The following is a 17,768-nucleotide window of genomic DNA, read 5'->3' as shown; positions in this document are numbered from 1 at the left end:
CCGCGAAGGAGGAACCGAACGATGCCGCCCTGGTACGCGCTCCGGCGCCCGAGCATTGCGATCAAGCTGATCGGCGCCACAATCGCGATTTTCCTCGCTGCCGTCTCGCTGATGACTCTTCTCTCGTACGACCGGTACACCCGGGATTTTCAACAGCAATCCAATGAACGGACGAAGCAGATTCTGGACCAGCTCTCGCTTAACCTGGACAATTACGTCGACGATCTGTTCCGCCTGTCCCTGTCCCCCTACAACAATCTCCAGGTGCTCCAGCTTCTCGACTTGCCCGAGCCGGACACCGAGTACGGACAGCTCCAGAAGGAGAGGCAGATCGAGGACTTCCTGAACCAGATGATCGTGACGCCCCGGCTGGACATCCTCCAGGTGTACATCATCACCGGCGATCACGTCTACTTGAACGGCCGCGCCGTGAACGTGGAGCCGCTCGAACCCGACTTCCGCGAGCAGGACTGGTATGTCCAGGCTCTCGGCACCCAGACGCCGATCTTCCTCGCCGCGCCGAAGACGATCCGATCGAATCCCGGGGTGCGAATCTTCTCCGTCGTCAAGCAGCTCCGCAGCCTGAAGGATACGACGAAGCCGCTCGCGGTCATTCGGGTGGACGCCAACTATTCGGGCATCGCGAACATCGCCGACAAGGTCGATCTCGGCTCCGGGGGCGGCATCGTCATCGCGGACGGCAACGAGAACGTCATCTATTCGAGCCTGAAGGACGTCGATCCCGTCAAGCTCTATCAGACCGCCCGCGAGCGCTCGGCCTCCCAATTCCATCTGAAGGAGAACGGTCGCCGGTACCTCGCCGCCACATCGGAGATCGCCCGCGCCGACTGGACGGTCATCTCCTTGAACGCGGTCGACGAGCTTAACCGAAGCGCCATCGTGACGCGGAACTTCACCATCCTGATCGCCGCACTCGGCTCCCTCTTCGCATGCCTGATCCTGTTCTTCCTGATTCGCGCCTTCCTGCGGCCGCTGCTTCGCATGGTGTCCGTCATGAAGCAGGTCAAGCTCGGCCATCTGTCCGTGCGGGTTCCCGAGCTCCGTTCGGGCGACGAGATCGCGTATATCGGTCATTCGTTCAATTCGATGATCGGACGGATCGAGGAGATGATGGAGGAGAACACCCGCCTGACGAAGGAAGTGTTCGAGAAGAGCTACCTGCAGAAGGAAGCGCAGATTCACGCCCTGGTCAGCCAGATTCGGCCTCACTTCATCTACAACACCCTCCATACGATCGGCGCGTTGATTCAGGTCGGGCGAACCGAGGAGGCGACGGACAACCTCGAGAAGCTGAGCCTCGTGCTGCGCGGCTATGCGAGCATCGATCAGGCGATTCCTCTGCGCAAGGAGCTTGAGCTGCTGGAGGCTTATCTGGGCATCCAGAAGAGCCGATTCGGCGATCGGCTGGCGTATCGGATCGACATCGACGGCTCGCTCGGCGAGCGCTTGATCCCGGCCATCCTGCTCCAGCCGATCGTGGAGAACTCCGTGATCCACGGCTGCGAGCCGCGCCGCGAGACGACGACGATCCGCATCTCCGCGAGAACGGACGGCAAGACGCTCGCGCTTCTGGTCGAGGACGACGGGGGCGGCATACCGGACGACAAGCTTCAAGCCCTCCTGCGGAAAATAAAATCGGGCCCCCAGACAACGCTGGAAGGGCCCGAGAAATGGGAGCTGCGACGGGGGATCGGACTGGTAAACGTTCATACCAGGTTGCGCATGCAGTACGGCGAGCCTTACGGCCTCGAGATCGCAAGCTCGCCCGGCCGCGGCACGACCGTTCGCGCTGCGCTCCCCTATGGCGAGGAGTAAGGGCGGGGAGGGGGAACGACGTTCTCTTCGCCGATCCTCTTCGCCGCAGATCCGCCCCCTCGCCTACTCTCGCTCCCGCCTATTCTCGCCCCCTATTCTCGCCCCCGTCGCTTCGCATCTTGAGGCTTCACTCCTTCACATCCTCGAACTCCCTCGCGATCCGCTCGAGAGCTTCGCGAATAAGCGGACGCGGCGACGGCAGGCAGATGCGCTGGAAGCCGAGCCCTTCCTCCCCGAAGCGCTCGCCGTCCTCGAGAAGAACATTCGCCCGGTTGTAGATCCGGTCGTGGACCTCCTTCGGCGTCAGCCCGTACCCGCGGAAGTCCATCCACAGAATGTAGGTGCCCTCCGGCATAACCGCCTTCACCTTCGGCATCCTCTCCCGCAGGAACGCAAGCACGAACTCGAGCGTATCGTCGATGTATTCCTTGAGCTGCTCGAGCCAGTCCTCCCCTTCGTTATAGGCCGCGATCAGCGCCGAATACGTGAACGGGGTCGCGGCCGCGGAGCCGAGGGATTGCACGAACTTCTCGCGCAGCTCCTTGTCCGGAATGACCAGGTTCGTGCAATGGAGGCCCGCGAGGTTAAACGTCTTGTTGATCGCCGTGCAGGTCACGATCGGCGTTCCTTCGCCGGCAACCTTGGCGATCGGCACGAACGTCTCGCTCCGGCGAATCAGGTCGCCGTGGATCTCGTCCGCGATGATGAGCACGCCGTTGTCGCGGCAAATGTCCGCCATCCGCTTCAACTCCGCCGGCCGGAAAATCCGTCCCGTTGGGTTATGCGGGTTGCACAGAATAAACATCGTCGTGGACGGCTCCTTCGCCTTCGCTTCGAAGTCTTCGAAGTCGATCTCGTAGCGGCCGTCCTCTCCCTGCATGAGCGCATTGTTCACGACCGTTCGTCCGTTCTTCTCGATCGCCATCGTGAATGGAGGATACACCGGCCGCTGAATGATGACGCCGTCCCCCGGCTGCGTGAACGTCCGCACCGCCGCGAAGATCGCATGGACCGTCCCCGGGCAGTAGACGATCTCCTCCTTGCCGATCTCCCAGTCGTGATGCCGCTTGAACCAGCCTTGGATCGCCTCGTAGTAAGCGTCCGGCACGACCGAATAGCCGAAGATGCGGTGGTCGACCGTGCGATGCAGCGCATCGACGACCGGCTGCGGAACCGGCAGGTCCATGTCCGCCGTAAACAGCGGGATCGTCTCCTCGTCGTACCTCTCCGCGAACTTCCACTTCTTAAGAACCTCTCCTCCGTCCCACTTGATCGAGTAGGTTCCTCTTCTATTGACGATCTCATCGAAATTATACTTCATCTTATTAGCATCCTCCTCGAGCGGTCTCGTCGGAATATGCTATAAGCATATCAAACAATGAATACTCCCTCCACTATAACCGCCGACCAACCTCCTCCGCGTCACCCTCTACCATAAAAATTTGCGGCTAGTTGGGCGGAGCTAGTGGAGGAGGAATCCGCTCAACGACGCTCCGCTTGCCATCCGGCACGGCCTATCCTCTCCCCGCCCGCGCCTTTATCCCCTCCCGCGCCTTATCCTCTCTGGCGGCATTAGGTCTCCTCTCCCTTTCGTTCAGGAAAGGGGGGTGCGGGGCAAACCCGGCGGCGGTCAGAGAGCGGCGATGGTCGAAGGTCGGCGATCGTCGGGACGGATTCTGCGCCGCGTGCCGCGTGCAAGCTGAACGGACCAACCTGAGACCGAAGGCCATGATCGGTAAGGGGAGGTTCCTGAGCGTCGGGGAGAAGAGACATAAGTGTTCAAAAAGGGGACTCCCCCTCCTGTCACGCCTCTCACCGATATGCCGACCGCGCCGGACCAGAGCGGGATATAAGCTAAGATCCAAGCAAATTTGTTGGCCGGTGGGACTTTTTTTGTCTCAATGCGTGACAGACCGCCATTGTGTGTGGGGGGGCTTCATTTTCGTATTAAACCACATCCATGGGGGGGAATCGCGGTCGGCGCGGGCAACGAATGTGAAATTTCGCATACATTCGGCGGAATCGCGGTCGGCGGGGGCTTTGCCTAGTTCCCTACTCGCGCCCCCACATTCGCTCCCTATTCGCTCCCCCTGTTCGTACGCCCTTATTCGTGCGCTCCCATTCGTGCCTCCTACCCATGCGCCCCATTCGTGCGCCCCCATTCGTGCCCCTACCCACGCGTCCCCATTCGTGCGCCTTCATTCGTGCGCCTTGATTAGTCCCTCCTCCATCCACGTCCCCATCATTCCCGCACTTGCAGCCGCCCCTCCGTCTCTTCCAGCTCGATGAACACCGGTCGCTCGTCCGGCGTCCGGTTCGGCGTGTGCAGAGCGAGCCGCAGCCGGCCGTCGAACGAGCGGAACAGCATGCCGTGGCCGCCGTCGCTCTCGTACAGCGGCTCGGGCTCGTGGGTCCACGGCCCAAGGATGGTGCCCGACTCCGAGCGGGCGACCGCCTGCGCATAGCGGCCTTGCTTGAAGCTCGACCAGAGCAGCAGCAGCTCGCCGGTCTCGCAGCGGTACGCATAAGGCCCGTCCGTCACGTAGCCCGTTCCGTTGCTCGGCGACGTGACCGGCTGGGCCCATTCCGCGTTCTGCGCCGAGAACAGGACGACGGGCTCGCCGATCGCCCGGTCGAGCTCCGGCGATAGTCGCACCGCGCATACCGTTCCGGTGACGATCTGCACCCACTCATGGCAGAAAATCATCCAAGGAGCCCCGTCCGAGTCCACGTGAAGAGTGCCGTCGAGGCATTCCCGATCGGCGGGCGTAACCGGGCCGTCGCTGTGCGGCGCGAACGGCCCGAGCGGGCCGTCGGCAACCAGAATCTGTGTTCCCCGGCAGACGCCGTCCGCCTTGAACGTGGCGAACATGTAATATCGCCCCTTGTACGCATGGACTTCCGGAGCCCAGAAGTTGCGCTCCGCCCAGAAGCCGGGCTCCGGCCGGAATGCCGGGAACGGCCCCTTCCATTGCCTCAGGTCGCTGCTCCGGTAGACGTCGAAGCCGACGCCCGGAGCCCTCCAGATGTCCGGATCGGTCGATCCGTACAAGTAGTAGCAGCCTTCGTCCGCGTCCGGCAGGACAAACGGGTCTCGCATCTGAATTTGATTTAATCGCATGTGCAACGCCTCCTATCCGTAAGTCGGCAGAACGACGCCCATTGCCGAATCAAGCGCCAGGCGTCCGTGCTCCAGCCTCCACACCTCATTACCCTTAATTCGAACGGGAATCTCGCGGCCCTCCGCTTCCATTCGCAGCGTTCCCTTCACTTCCCGCACCGTCATGCCGATCACCCGCTTCAGCTCGCCGCGGCGGTCGGTCACGAGCCGCAAGCCCGCAGGGAAGCGGCACCAGAGCTTGCCGTCGCGATAAGCGAAGCATTCCTCCGGCGTATTGTGCAGCTCGCAGACGACTCCGTCGACCGTTCGCGAATACGCCGTCTCCGTCGCCACCGGGGCGCCGTGGTCGACCGACGATGGCAGCAGCCCCGTGAAGCGCAGCTCGCCGTCCGGCGTCGGCTGAATGCCGCAGATGCGCTCGGTGAAGTCGAGCGCGCACAGGATCGCCGGCGAATACGCCTCGGTGTAGCCTTCTTCGCCCGTCCACGGGCTGAGCGTCTGCCCGAAGCGGGTCATCCGCGACAGCGCGGACAGAATCGGCTGCATGACCCACGTCAGCTCGACGTGGCGGCCGTGCCGCTCGAAGGCGTGCGGCGCGCGGATCAGGCTCAGGAAGTTGACCGGCCCCGCCCAGGAGTTATAAGCCGAAGACGGATCGAATCTCGGATCGTCCAGCGCAATCGACACGAACGGATACTTGGAGTAAAATTTGCGCGTATTGAGCAGGTAACGGGACAGCGAGGAAGCGAAGAATGCGCCGTCTCCGACCTCGCACGCGAGCACCCGCAGAAGAACGTCCGACTGGACGCGGACGAACCTTCCGGCAGCGTCGACGTCGTAGAAGAAGCCGTCCTCTTCGTCGTAGCAATAATCGATCAGGCTCCGCAGCGAGCGCTCCGCCTTGCGGCGCCACTCGTCGGCGGCAGCCCCGTCCCCCAGCTCCTCGGCCATCAGCGCCAGGTGTCTGCGGTTGGCATGCACGCTCGCCGTCAGATCCGGCGCAACGAACGGCAGAATCGGCGAGTTCGGATCGAAGCGCGCCGGGTCGCCTCCGTAGGGAGCATCCGGCACGTGCCAGAATCGCGGCGACAGGTCATGGCCGGTATCGAAGGCGCAGAACGCCTCCACCGCGCCCGTTCCCCTGGTGTCGCGGTTCGCAGCCAGCCAGCCGTCATAGCGGGACAGAGCGCCGTACATTTTGCGCAGCCACTCCAGCCGCGAGCCCTCATTCGCCGCCCCCGCGGCGCTCCCGTTCAGCCGGTAATGATTCCAGACGCTCCGCGCCGGAGGCGTCACAAGCTGAATCTGCTTGAACACCGGAGAGCCCGCCGTCACCTTGTACGGAATAAGCCCGTCGCTCCGCTGGCCGTCGGCGAACTGCTCGAACGTCGCTTCGGCGACAGACGGGCAGAAGCGCGACAGAAGCTCGGCGTTGATCGTGCCCGTGCTCTCGAGCCAGCAGCCCTTGTACACGCCGCCTTCCTGCAGCACGGGCCGTCCCCGGCCGTCCGTGTCGAGGCAGTCCGCGAGCCGTTCCGCCGCCGCCCGGTGAACGTCCGCCAGCCGGCTCGGCGTCGCGACGAAGCGCACGCCCGACCTCATGAACTCCTCTCGCAACCTCGCCCCGAGTACCGCCGCTCCGCTGGCCCGGCTCTTCTCGTCGGCCGTCCCCACGCCGCGCAGCTCGTCAAGCAGTTCTCCCACTTCAATCGCTCCTCTCCCGATGATCAGCCTCTCGCGCTGATCTTATCTCTCGAACTCGGACGGGCTGTAGCCCGTAATCGACTTGAACACCTGGCTGAAGTACGTCGAGTTGCGGAAGCCGACCATCTCGCTGATCTCGTACACCATGTACTTGCCGGTGCGGATCAGCTCCTTCGCCTTCCGAATCCGGTATTTATTGAAGTAAGTAACGAACGGCTCGCCCGTCACCCGCTTAAACAATTGGCTTAAGTAGTTGCGGTTCACATGCAGGCTGGCGGCGATCTGCTCGAGCGTCATCTCCTGGTCGTAGCTCTTCTCGATGAACTCGCGGATGACGCGGTCCACGAGAGCATGGCTCTTCTTGCCGAGCAACTCCTCCTGGATGCGGCCGAGCATCGCGGCCATCGCTTCGTCCATCCATTCGAGCAGCATCGGCGCGGAGCCGCAGCGGCTGAGGCGAAGCAGCCACGTCTCCAGGCTGATCTCCGTCTCCTCGCGGCCGTCCTTCGCCCCTTCCAACGAGGACGCCGTCCAGATGGCGCTCGCGATGCCCGAGCACACGCCCTTCAGCACGGGAAGCGGAAGCCCGCCGCGGGACAGCTCGCCGGCAAGCCGCTTCCATTGCTCGGCGACCTGCGGCCACTGCCGCTGGAAAATCGCGTCGTGCAAGGAGCGAATCGCCTCCATCGAGACATCCCCGCCCTTCTCCTTCTCCTTCTCCTTCTCCTTCTCCTTCTCCTTCTCCGCCCCCGCTTCCGTCGTCCGGTCGCCGAATTCGTACACCCGGTTCCACCCGTTCATCTCCGCCTGCTCGAGAGCGTGAAGGCTCTCCAGATAGGAATCGATAAGCCGGTGATACCCCTCATGCTGCGACCCGAGCCCCGCAAGCACCGACAGCTTCATATACTTCAGAATATGATGAACGAGTTCCTCGCCAAGCTCCTTGACGAATGTCGCCGCTCCCTCCTCCTCCGCCTCCCGAAGGAACAGGACAACGAAGTCCGTGTCCGTGTATTCCAGGACCAAAGCCGTCACGCCGGGCTGCGGCTCCAGCCGCGTCGCCAGCAGCTCGCGGACGATGTTGCCGGTGCCGAAGCGGAGCAGTTGCCACTCCCGCTCGTCCCGCCCCGCCGCTCCGCTCGAGCGCACAAGGCTCAGCGTCAGCGCCTGCACGGTCAGCCTCTCCGGCAAGCCCATGAACGCGATCCGCTGAGCCGGCAGCTCCTCCGGACGATAGCGGACCTGCAGCAGATCCCGGAAGAAGGAGTCGCGCATCGTCTTCCGGACGAGCTCCTGCTGGCCCTTGTAGCTGGCGAGCAGCTCGTCCCGCTCCCTCGATTCGCCCAGGTGCTGCACGACCTCCCGCACGACGAACTCGATCTCCTCCAGGCTCGGCGGCTTCAGCAGGAAGTGCCGGATGCCCGACGACATCGCACGGCGGGCGTTGGCGAAGTCGTCGTAGCCGCTCAGGATGACGATCGGCACGTTCTCGTCGAGCGCGTGGATCGCTTCGGTGAGCTGGAAGCCGTCCAGCTCCGGCATGTAGATGTCGGTGATGACGATGTCCGGCCTCAGCTCGCGGAACTTGCGCAGCCCCTCCTCGCCGTCGCCCGCCGTCCCAATGATCTGCACGCCGATCTCCTGCCACGGAATGTGCCGCAGCAGGCCGTCGAGCACGTAATCGTCGTCATCCACCAAGAGAATCGTATTCATGGGACAGCCCCTTTCTCCATTGCTCAAGCTCCTCCTCGTCGCGGATCAGCGGCAGCGTCATCACGACCGTCGTTCCGCCCGCCTCTCCCGGCTTGACCTTCACCCCGTAGCGCGGGCCGCAGTACAACTGAATGCGGTCCTCGATGTTGCGGATGCCGATCCCGCGCCGCTCGCGGCTCTCGAACCCTTCCGGCAAGCCGCTTCCGTTGTCGGCGACCGTCACGACGAGGCACGAATCCGCCCCGCTCTCCCGAAGCTCGAACGACACCCCGACCGCCGCACCCTCCCGCTTCTGCCGGAACCCGTGGATGACCGCATTCTCGAGGAAGGGCTGGAGGATGATCTTCGGAACGAGGCAATCGAGCAGCTCCCTGGGCACGTCCTCCCGGTAATCGATCGGGAACTTGCTGCGATATCCCTGGATCGCCATGTAGCAGCGGGCGTGCGCCAGCTCGTCGCGAATCGTTGCGTACCAGTTGCCGTTGCCAAGCCCCAGCCGGAACAGCTTGGACAGCTGCAGCACCATCCGGCTGATCTCCTGCGCGTCGTGATCGAGCGCCTTCCAATGAATGAGATCGAGCGTATTGTACAGAAAATGCGGCTTGATGTGAGACTGAAGAAGCTGAAGCTCCGACTCTCTCCGGCTGCGGTGCTCCTCGTTCAGCCGGCCGATCAGGTCCTTCAGCCGCTGGACCATCCGGTTGAAGCTTGTCGTCAGATAAGCGTATTCGTGCGTCGTCGTGACCGCTTCCACCCGGACGCCGAAGTCTCCCTTCTCAAGCGACTTCATTCCTTCCACGATCCGATGAATCGGGCTCGTCAGCTTCTTGGACACCCACAGCGCAAGCGGAATCGACAGCGCGATCAGAACGGACAGCAGGACGATGATGATCGTCTGGATTCGCTTGCCGCTCTGCCCGAACACGTCCTTGGAGATCAACTGCCGGACCGTCCAATACTCCGAGCCCGAGTCCGACTCGATGACGGTATAATCCGTGCCGTGAAGCGCCCGCGCATACTCCTCCGAGGACGGGTCCGCAGGCAGGCCCTCCGGCAGTGCCGACGCAATGACGTTGCCTCCCGAGTCCCGGAGGACAAAGAAAGAGCCTTCATCGTTCTTCGCCAATTGGAGAAGCAGATCCGCCTCCGGAATGTTGATCTTGATGATGCCAAGGCTCTCTCCTTTGTTGCCGATGATTCTCTGCACGTAGCCGACCATCCGCTTGCCGGCCGCCAGCGCCGGATCGTCATGGGCGGGCAGCCAGAAGCCGTCGGCGCGGTCCAACCGCGCAAGCCAGCCTTCCTCCTCCGCGTCCGCGAGCGGATGCAGGAACCGGTCCTGGAACGGGGTATACGAGCCGATCCAATTCGTGTAGAGCTCGATCGAATAGAGCCCGCTGCGAAGCGAAGCCAGCTTGAGGAATTCCTCGTACAGGTCGCGGCTCTCCGTGACGAATTCGAATCGGCTCTTGGGAGAGTCGGACAAGTAGCTCTGGATAAGCGCGTTCGTGACGACGAAGCGCGCGCTGTCCTGAATGCCCGACACATAGCTCGACAGCTTCTCGGACGAGACGTCCAGCAGTTCCTTCTTCGTCATCCGGATCTCGCGGTTGGCGATGTCCGAATACGTGCCGTAATAGACGATTCCCGATAGGAGCAGGAACAGGCCGTTGAAGCCGACGAAGCACAGAACCATCAACGTGAACAGCCGGGTCGGCACCTTAAGCCTTCTGCGCATGATCGCCATTCCTCTTGAATTCGAAGTTTGATACCGTTGCAGTCCGGCATCGCAGCTTTATTTTACCCCTTGAGTCCGGTTGTTGCGATTCCCTCGGTGAAGTATTTCTGCCCGGCGAAGTAGACGATGAAGCTGGGAATGACGGAGAGCACCGACATGGCAAACACCGCACCCCAGTTGGAGTTGCCCGTCGAGTCGAGGAACAGGCGCAGGCCGAGCGGCACGGTGAACTTCTTGATGTCGCTCAAGTAGATTAGCTGGCCGAAGAAGTCGTCCCACGTCGCCATGAACGTGAAGATCGCCGTCGTCATGATCGCGGGGAGCGCAAGCGGCAGGATGATCCGGATGTACAGCTTAAACCAGCCGCAGCCGTCGATCGCCGCACTCTCGTCGAGCTCGCGCGGGATGCCGCGGATGAACTGCACCATCAGGAAGACGTAGAACGCGTCGGCGAAGAACTTCGGCACCGTCAGCGGCAGGAACGTGTCGACCCAACCCATCTCGTGGAAAATCGTATATTGAGGAATCAGAGTCACGTGGCCGGGAAGCATGAACGTTCCGAGCATCAGCGCGAACCAGAACCTGCGCAGCGGGAACTCGATTCTTGCGAACGCGAACGCCGCCATCGAGGAGCTGATGACCGTGCCTCCCACCGCGATGACGCACAGGAAGAACGAGTTGACGAAGAAGCGGCCGAATTCGATGTTGCGCAGCCCGAACCAGCCGTTATGGTAGTGCTCCAGCGTGAAACGCGAAGGCCACAGACCCGATTGGGTGAAAATCTCGGTGGTCGGCTTAAACGAGCTGGCGATCATCCACAGAACCGGGTACAGCATCAGAATGCCGACTCCGGTGATCAGGAGGTGGAGCGCGTAGGGTTTAATTCTGCTAAGGTGCGGCATCGCGTTATTTCCCTCCGTCCGAATAGAATACCCAGAATCGGGAAGTGAGGAACAGAACTCCGGTGAAGACGGCAATAATCGCCAGCAGCAGCCAGGCCATCGCCGAAGCGTAGCCCATCTCCATGAAGGTGAACCCCTTCATATACAGGTACAGCGAATACAATAAGGTCGAGTTGATCGGCCCGCCGGTGCCTCCGCTGATAACGAAGGCCTTCGTGAACGTCTGGAAGGACTGGATCAACGTTATGGTCAGATTAAAGAAGATGACCGGCGTCAGCAACGGCAGCGTGATCCTCGCGAACTTGCGAAGAATGCCCGCCCCGTCCACGGTCGCGGCTTCGTAGAGCTCCTGCGGCACCTGCTTGAGGCCGGCCAGGAAGATAATCATGACGGAGCCGAATTGCCAGACGGACAAGCCGACCAGCGAATACACCGCATAGTGCGGGTTGGAGATCCACGCCGGGCCTTCGATGCCGAAGACGCCGAGCATCCGGTTGAAGAGACCGTCCTGATCGAACACCTGCTTCCACAGAACGGAGATCGCGACGCTTCCTCCGAGCAGGGAAGGAATGTAATAGATCGTGCGGTAGAAATGCAGCATTCGCAAGCCTTGGTTAAGCAGAATCGCCAGCAGAAGGGCGAACGCGAGCTTCAGGGGCACCGACAGCAGCACGTACTTGAAGGTGACCTGCACGGAATCCGTAAGCCGGAAGTCGTCCGTGAACATCGTCTTGTAGTTGGCCAGGCCGACCCACTTCGGAGCGGTCAGCAGATCGTATTGCGTGAAGGACAAGTACATCGAAGCAATGATGGGACCGAGCGTCAACGCCAGGAAGCCGATAAGCCAGGGCAGCAGGAAGGCGTAGCCTGCCATGTAGGTTTTGTATCTCTGCAAATCCGCTCACTCCTATGTCTGAAGAATGGGGAGCCCGCTGGGAGCTCCCCGATATGGCGTTATTGCGCTTTGGCGAGCAGCTTGTTCACTTCGCTCATGAATTCGTCCACGGCGGAATCGATCGAGGCGACGTCGAACGAGATTTTCTCGCTTGTGAGCTGGAGCAGCTTCGTGAATTCGGTATCGACCGGGAATTGCTGGTAGTCGACGTCGGGAGCGACCTCGCTCACGAGGGAGATGTAATCGTACAGCACCTTGTCGGTCGCGGTCGTGCTTGCGGCGAGCGAGTCGCGAATCTTCGCCGACGGCGGAACGCCGCGCGTGCTGCCGAGGATGGCCCCCGCTTCGGGATCGTTCACCAGGAAGTCCATGAACTTCGCCACTTCCTCCGAATGCTTCGTGCCCGAGTACGCCGTGATGAACTGCCCGGAGATCGGCGGCACCATGCCGCTGCCGGCCGTCCCGTTCGGGAACGTGATGAGGCCGAGCTGATCCTGCGTCAGCGCCTGGAAGCCGGATATCTGCGAAGCCGACGCGCTCTGGATGGCGACCTTGCCTTGAACGATCAGCGACTTGTCGACCGCGGTCGGCGGGTTCGCCACCTGCGTCTCGGCCGGAACGACGGCGCCGGACTTGCGCAGGTCGGACCATAGCGTGAACCAGTTCACCATGTCTTGCTTGTCGAAGTGAATCGCTCCGTCGCGGTACAGCTCCTTGCCTACGCTGCCGAGGTAGGAGGCCAGCGTCGCCGAGTCGCTGGACAGGTCGTAGGAGCCGTAATAGCCGTCTCCCAGCTTATCCGCGATCTGCTGCACGATCGTCTTGAAGTCGTCGTACGTCCACTTCTCGGTCGGCACCGCGACGCCCGCCTTGTTGAACATGCTGGCGTTGTACAGCAGCGCGGACGAGCTGACGCCGAGCGTTACTCCGTACACCTTGTCATCCACGGTCGCTTCGCGCACAAGGCTTGGCGTGAAGTCGTCCAGGTTGATCGTCTGGCCGATGTAAGGCTTCAGGTCGAGCAGCGAGTTCTTGCCCGCGTATTCCTTGATGTTGCCGCCCATCTGAATCAGGTCCGGAGCGTTGCCCGCCGCAATCTGCGTGTTCAGCTTGTCGAAGTAGCCGTCGAAGCCGGAATATTCGCCCGTAATCGTGATGCCCGGGTTGTTCTGCTCGAACAGCTCGATCGCCTTAAGCGTCTTCTCGTGGCGCTCCTCGGAGCCCCACCATGCCATGCGCAGCTCGACCTTCTTGGCCGGCTGGCTTGCCGAAGCCGACGACGACGCGCCGGCAGACGGCGACGCGGAAGCGCCGGAATTGGAGTTGTCGTTCCCGTTGCCGCCGCACGCGGCGAGCACAAGGAACGAGGATAACATCGTGAGAGAGACGATCTTGCGGGTATTCATTTGTTGCAACCCCTCCTCTAATTTCGTTAGCTGTATTGTTCGCTGATTCGTCCGTTGCTCTCTCATTGTAAGCCCCCGTGTAAGCGCCTTCCATAAACAAAAGTAAGGCATTGCTTAACAAAACTCAGCAGTTCCAAACCAGATTCAAGTCTTAGGCGCTAATAGGCACGTTGCCCCCGGTTAGCGGTTGTTACATCAAGTAGCAAAGGCTATAATACGCTATAATACGGATAACCATTACGCGACGGAATGTGAGGATTAACGAGATGGACCCGAAGAAGAGATACGAGAGCGAGCGGCTTGCCGGCAAGGAAAATCGGGAGCGGACGATTGTCGAAGCCGCCGAGCAAGTATTCACGAATAAGGGGATCGAGAACGCGACCATGCAGGACGTCGCGACCGAAGCGAATGTCGGCATCGCGACCGTGTTCCGCTTCTTCTCGAAGAAGGACAAGCTCATCCTTGCCGTCGCCACTCGGAAAATGGAAAGCGTGCTGCAGGACTTCCGGGACATCGCGGAGAGCCCCGTTCCTTGCATTCGGAAGATCGAGCTGCTGTTCGACAACTTCTCCCGACTGGAGAGCCTCGGCCAGGCCAAGCTGCTCGAGAACTTCGACAGCTATGTCGCCCATCTCCCGGAGCCGCTCGAGGATATCGAAGCCTACGACACCGTCTACCGCCAGATCTCCCGCGTCTTCGCCTCCATCGCGGAAGAAGGCGCTCGGGACGGCTCGATCCGGACCGATATTCCGACTCAAGAGGTGCTGACGACGATCGTCAACGTCTTCGGCGTGTTCTCTCGCAAGCTGACCCTTCTCAGCCACATTCCCGTGGCCCGCCAGGACTTCCCTCCGCAGAGCCAGCTTGAGCAGTTGAAGAAGATTTTCCTCTCCTACCTTCGCCCCCCGGAATAACGGGTTAACAACAACCGCCAGGGAGACTCCCGCGATTCCCCTGGCGGTTGTTGTTGCTATTCGGCCGTACTCGCACCTTTATATCATATCCGTTCTCCTAGGAATTCCATGTAATATCGCGGGTCCGGCTCTTTCGAATATGGTATTTTTCGTAAAAACGCTCAGTAAATTCCTTCCCGCGATGAGCACTTCTCTTTTCGAGAAATAGTGTCTTATCCCTTCTGTTCAGTTTCGCCCCCCGTTCCCCAGTTGCGCCGCACAGTGCCTTATCCCTCTTGCTCAGTTCCGTCATTCATTCCGCCCAACAGTGTCTTATCCCCTTCGTTCAGTCCCTCCTATTCTCCCGACAGTGTCTTATCCCCTTCGTTCAGGAACCGATACTCATTTTGCGATCCGTTCGCGATCCAATTGGGGAATGGATGTCTTTCCCTAAAAAACATTTGAAATAAGAACGTTTGTTTGGTATAATGGAAGCACAATCCCTCTCCTGGCGGTGATCCTCTCATGATCGACGACCCGATCGCTTTCGCACAGTTCAAGGAACGCTTCGCCTCCAATCAAGCCTGCATCTCGGCTTTGTTCGATGCGCGCTGGCCGGATGGCTTCCGTTGCCCTTGCTGCGGCCAAACCCGTTACTTCCTGATTCGGACCCGCAGGCTTCCCCTGTTCGAATGCGCCTCTTGCCGCCGACAGACGTCCCTGATCTCAGGGACCGTTATGGAAGGAAGCTCCACTTCGCTCCCCCGCTGGTTCCAAGCGATCTATCTGCTCTCGCAGCCTTCCGGCATTGCGGCGACGGAGCTGCGCGACATCCTCGGGGTTACCTATAAAACAGCCTGGCTCATCGCCCACAAAATCCGGCACGCCCTGTCCTTGGAGGTGGAGAGCCGCATTCTGAGCGGCAACGTCCATATCGAGCACGCCGATTATGGCCCCGCCCTCTATCTCGATGCGCGTCAGCCTTTGCTTCTTGCGGCCTCGTTGGACGAGCAGCAGCAGCCCGAGTTCTTTCGCTTCTGGCAGCCGTCGCCGGACCATGTTGAGGAGGGCTTCTTCAGGCGGATCGCCCGAGCCGGCATCGAGGCATTCCGGACGACTTGCACGGACGGGAGCCCCGCGACGATTATTCCGCCTGCCGCCAACCGGAGGCATCCCGCTCTTCGGGACCATCGGCGCCATGTCGAGTGTTGGCTGAACGATACGTTCTGCGGCATTCGCCCCAAGCATCTTCAGGCTTACTTGAACGAATACGGCTATCGTGCCAACCATGCGGCGGACTTTCTTGGCCCCGGCCTGTTGCTTGGCTCCGTTCTTCGTCTGAGCGCCATCACTCCCGCCATCACTTATCCCGAGCTCACGAAGGACCGGCCGGTCCTCTTGCCCCCGTGGCACAAGTTCGAGAGCAAGAAGAAGTGGCGGGGCAAGTGGCTTCGGCTTTATACCGCTGTTTAACGGGGAGGCTTCCATCTGCTCATAACGTGGCTTAAGTGGCGATCGGCTCTTCAACTCCAGGCGGCTGCTCGTTGAACATAAACGGGATGACACCTGAACAAATGCCTAAACCGGAACGGAATCGGAACTGCGCAGGAGCTGAATCGAAGCCGAATCGGAACAGTCCGGAACTTGGCGGATCGAAATCTGGCGGGGCGGAATCTGACAGGACGGAACCTGAACGGAGGGGATAAGGCACCCTTTGGGAAAAAGGGGAATGCTGTTCTGGAGCGGCCCCCTGCCTCGAGTCCCCCCATCCCCTCCCGCCCTTCTTAGCGGGGGATCCCTTAACCGCCGCTCGCCTCCGCACCGGACAGAGAAGAGCACTCGCGGAACGCGAAGTGGCGGCACCCCTGACAGCAAGCTGGGTCCAGCTTCGTGAGAGCGAAGCCGATCGCGTCTCCCGTTCGCGTGAAGAAGCGATCCCGCCCGATCAGGTCCGCGAGGCCGGCCGTCTCGAGCGTTCGCATCGGCTCGCTTCGCAGCTCGGAGACGAGAACCGTCCCGCCGCGCTTGCGGAAGTGCTTGACGATGCTGGAGAGGTACGCCGTCGCCGTCGCGTCGATATAGGGAACGTAGCTCATTCGCAGAATGAGCACCTTGGGGTCGCTGTGAATCTCCTTCAGAATCGACTTCTCGAATTGGTCCGCTACTCCGAAGAACAGCGCTCCTTCGACTGTAAAGATGCTGATCTGCGGGCAGTTACGCTGTTCGCCGACCGCTCGGGCGGACAGCTTCTCCCCCTTGTCGGCCGGGTCTGGCAGCACCTTCTCAAGCGCGAGCTGGCCGCTCATTTTCTTGATGAAGATCCCCGCCGACAGCACCAGCCCGACCTCGACCGCCGTCGTCAGATCGGCGAACACGGTCAGCAGGAATGTCCCGGCCATAACGAACGATTCCGCGCTTCTCGCCTTGAGGATATGCCAAAACTCCTGGCGCTCGCTCATGTTCCAGGCGACGATCATCAGGATCGGAGCCATGGCAGCAAGCGGAATTCGAGATGCGTACGGAGCGAACAGGATCAATACAAGCAGCACGACGATGCCGTGAATGACGCCGGAGAGCGGCGACGCTGCTCCGTTCTTGATGTTCGTCGCCGTCCGGGCGATCGCTCCGGTCGCCGGAATTCCGCCGAACAGGGGGGTGACCATATTCGCAATCCCCTGGCCGATCAGCTCGCGGTTGCTGTTGTGCCGCGTGCCGGTCATGCCGTCGGCAACGACCGCGGAGAGCAGCGATTCGATGCCGCCGAGCAGCGCGATGATCAACGCGGGCTTCAGCAGCGGAACAAGCGATTCGGGCGACAGGTCGGGAAGATGAAGGCCGGGCAAACGATTCGGAATCGCGCCGAATGTCGAACCAATCGTGGCGACTTCGTTCGGGTAGAAGAGAGATGCGACGGCCGTCGCCAGCAGCAGACCCAGGAGCGAGGAAGGAATTCGGGGGAGGAAGCGGGCTCCGAGCAGCAGGACGGCCAGGCCGACGGCGGCGGTCGCGACGCTGTAGAGGTTCGTCTCGCGGAGGTGGGACACAATCTCCCCCATGTTCGCGACGAACGACTCGTGCTTCGGCAGGTCGCGCAGGCCAAGGAAGTTCGCGAGCTGTCCGGCGAAGATCGTCACCGCGATGCCTGCCGTGAAGCCGATGGTGATCGGACGCGGAATGTACTTGATGACGCTGCCGAGCCGGAACAGCCCCATTAGGACAAGCAGGATGCCGGCGAGGAAGCCGGCGATCAGCAGCTTCTCGTATCCGTACTGAAGCACGATCGCGAGCAGAATCGGTACGAACGCTCCCGTCGGTCCTCCGACCTGGAACTTGGAGCCGCCGAACAAGGAGATCAGAACGCCGGCGACGACGACCGTATATAGGCCGTATTCGGGCTTCACTCCCGACGCAATGGCAAACGCCATTCCAAGAGGAATGGCGACGACTCCGACGATTATACCCGACAACAAATCCCGCCGCAGGGAGCGGGCGTCATAGCCTTCGAACCGGCCGCTGAATCTCATGATTGACGAGCACCTTCAAACATCTGATTATTTGAA

Annotated in this window: 12 protein-coding genes; 3 read left to right on the top strand and 9 right to left on the bottom strand. The window is 61.2% G+C overall.

Going from position 1 to position 17,768, the window contains the following annotated elements:
* Positions 1 to 21 precede the first annotated feature (21 nt).
* Positions 22 to 1,836 carry a cache domain-containing sensor histidine kinase gene (locus E6C55_RS04490; RefSeq protein WP_136368585.1) on the top strand — a complete coding sequence of 605 codons (1,815 nt, stop codon included), beginning with the start codon at positions 22 to 24 and terminating at the stop codon, positions 1,834 to 1,836.
* Positions 1,837 to 1,963: 127 nt separating this feature from the next.
* Here the strand turns inward: E6C55_RS04490 and E6C55_RS04485 are convergent, their stop codons facing one another.
* From E6C55_RS04485 to E6C55_RS04450, 8 genes are all read right to left on the bottom strand, one after another.
* Complete coding sequence (locus E6C55_RS04485; RefSeq protein ID WP_136368584.1) at positions 1,964 to 3,157, bottom strand: MalY/PatB family protein; 1,194 nt, start codon at positions 3,155 to 3,157, stop codon at positions 1,964 to 1,966.
* Between the two features lie 921 nt (positions 3,158 to 4,078).
* Complete coding sequence (locus E6C55_RS04480) at positions 4,079 to 4,957, bottom strand: glycoside hydrolase family 43 protein (RefSeq protein WP_136368583.1); 879 nt, start codon at positions 4,955 to 4,957, stop codon at positions 4,079 to 4,081.
* A 12-nt stretch (positions 4,958 to 4,969) separates the two neighbouring features.
* The gene (locus tag E6C55_RS04475; protein ID WP_136368582.1) at positions 4,970 to 6,661 is read right to left on the bottom strand and encodes an MGH1-like glycoside hydrolase domain-containing protein; all 1,692 of its coding nucleotides are present in this window, start codon (positions 6,659 to 6,661) and stop codon (positions 4,970 to 4,972) included.
* 42 nt (positions 6,662 to 6,703) lie between these two features.
* Positions 6,704 to 8,374 carry a response regulator transcription factor gene (locus tag E6C55_RS04470; protein ID WP_136368581.1) on the bottom strand — a complete coding sequence of 557 codons (1,671 nt, stop codon included), beginning with the start codon at positions 8,372 to 8,374 and terminating at the stop codon, positions 6,704 to 6,706.
* Positions 8,349 to 10,112 carry a sensor histidine kinase gene (locus E6C55_RS04465; protein WP_168735455.1) on the bottom strand — a complete coding sequence of 588 codons (1,764 nt, stop codon included), beginning with the start codon at positions 10,110 to 10,112 and terminating at the stop codon, positions 8,349 to 8,351. Before E6C55_RS04465 ends, E6C55_RS04470 begins: the two co-directional genes overlap by 26 nt.
* Positions 10,113 to 10,174: 62 nt before the next feature.
* Positions 10,175 to 11,014, bottom strand: coding sequence for a carbohydrate ABC transporter permease (locus E6C55_RS04460; RefSeq protein ID WP_136368579.1), 840 nt, complete (start codon positions 11,012 to 11,014; stop codon positions 10,175 to 10,177).
* A gap of 4 nt (positions 11,015 to 11,018) precedes the next feature.
* Positions 11,019 to 11,888, bottom strand: coding sequence for a carbohydrate ABC transporter permease (locus tag E6C55_RS04455; RefSeq protein ID WP_136368689.1), 870 nt, complete (start codon positions 11,886 to 11,888; stop codon positions 11,019 to 11,021).
* 80 nt (positions 11,889 to 11,968) lie between these two features.
* Positions 11,969 to 13,315 (bottom strand): ABC transporter substrate-binding protein, encoded by a 1,347-nt coding sequence (locus E6C55_RS04450; protein ID WP_168735454.1) that lies wholly within the window; start codon positions 13,313 to 13,315, stop codon positions 11,969 to 11,971.
* Between the two features lie 266 nt (positions 13,316 to 13,581).
* On the opposite strand from E6C55_RS04450, the gene E6C55_RS04445 reads away from it, so the two are divergent.
* Together E6C55_RS04445 and E6C55_RS04440 are read left to right on the top strand one after the other, a co-directional pair.
* Positions 13,582 to 14,229: a TetR/AcrR family transcriptional regulator gene (locus tag E6C55_RS04445; protein ID WP_136368577.1), complete on the top strand. Its 648-nt coding sequence runs from the start codon at positions 13,582 to 13,584 to the stop codon at positions 14,227 to 14,229.
* A gap of 504 nt (positions 14,230 to 14,733) precedes the next feature.
* Positions 14,734 to 15,681, top strand: a complete 948-nt coding sequence (locus E6C55_RS04440) for a transposase (protein WP_136368576.1) — start codon at positions 14,734 to 14,736, stop codon at positions 15,679 to 15,681.
* Between the two features lie 326 nt (positions 15,682 to 16,007).
* Here E6C55_RS04440 and E6C55_RS04435 read toward each other — a convergent pair whose 3' ends face one another.
* Complete coding sequence (locus E6C55_RS04435) at positions 16,008 to 17,732, bottom strand: SulP family inorganic anion transporter (RefSeq protein WP_136368575.1); 1,725 nt, start codon at positions 17,730 to 17,732, stop codon at positions 16,008 to 16,010.
* Positions 17,733 to 17,768 lie beyond the last annotated feature (36 nt).

It is taken from the genome of Cohnella fermenti, assembly GCF_004801405.1.
GTDB lineage: Bacteria > Bacillota > Bacilli > Paenibacillales > Paenibacillaceae > Cohnella > Cohnella fermenti.
Note: the sequence above shows the minus strand (reverse complement) of the source record. Positions and strands in the feature narration are given on the sequence as shown.

Bases quoted from the DNA above. Each gene is read 5' to 3' on its own strand.
- E6C55_RS04490 (WP_136368585.1), top strand. From the start codon at position 22: ATGCCGCCCTGGTACGCGCTCCGGCGCCCGAGCATTGCGATCAAGCTG.
- E6C55_RS04485 (WP_136368584.1), bottom strand. From the start codon at position 3,157: ATGAAGTATAATTTCGATGAGATCGTCAATAGAAGAGGAACCTACTCG.
- E6C55_RS04480 (WP_136368583.1), bottom strand. From the start codon at position 4,957: ATGCGATTAAATCAAATTCAGATGCGAGACCCGTTTGTCCTGCCGGAC.
- E6C55_RS04470 (WP_136368581.1), bottom strand. From the start codon at position 8,374: ATGAATACGATTCTCTTGGTGGATGACGACGATTACGTGCTCGACGGC.
- E6C55_RS04465 (WP_168735455.1), bottom strand. From the start codon at position 10,112: ATGCGCAGAAGGCTTAAGGTGCCGACCCGGCTGTTCACGTTGATGGTT.
- E6C55_RS04460 (WP_136368579.1), bottom strand. From the start codon at position 11,014: ATGCCGCACCTTAGCAGAATTAAACCCTACGCGCTCCACCTCCTGATC.
- E6C55_RS04455 (WP_136368689.1), bottom strand. From the start codon at position 11,888: ATGGCAGGCTACGCCTTCCTGCTGCCCTGGCTTATCGGCTTCCTGGCG.
- E6C55_RS04450 (WP_168735454.1), bottom strand. From the start codon at position 13,315: ATGAATACCCGCAAGATCGTCTCTCTCACGATGTTATCCTCGTTCCTT.
- E6C55_RS04445 (WP_136368577.1), top strand. From the start codon at position 13,582: ATGGACCCGAAGAAGAGATACGAGAGCGAGCGGCTTGCCGGCAAGGAA.
- E6C55_RS04440 (WP_136368576.1), top strand. From the start codon at position 14,734: ATGATCGACGACCCGATCGCTTTCGCACAGTTCAAGGAACGCTTCGCC.
- E6C55_RS04435 (WP_136368575.1), bottom strand. From the start codon at position 17,732: ATGAGATTCAGCGGCCGGTTCGAAGGCTATGACGCCCGCTCCCTGCGG.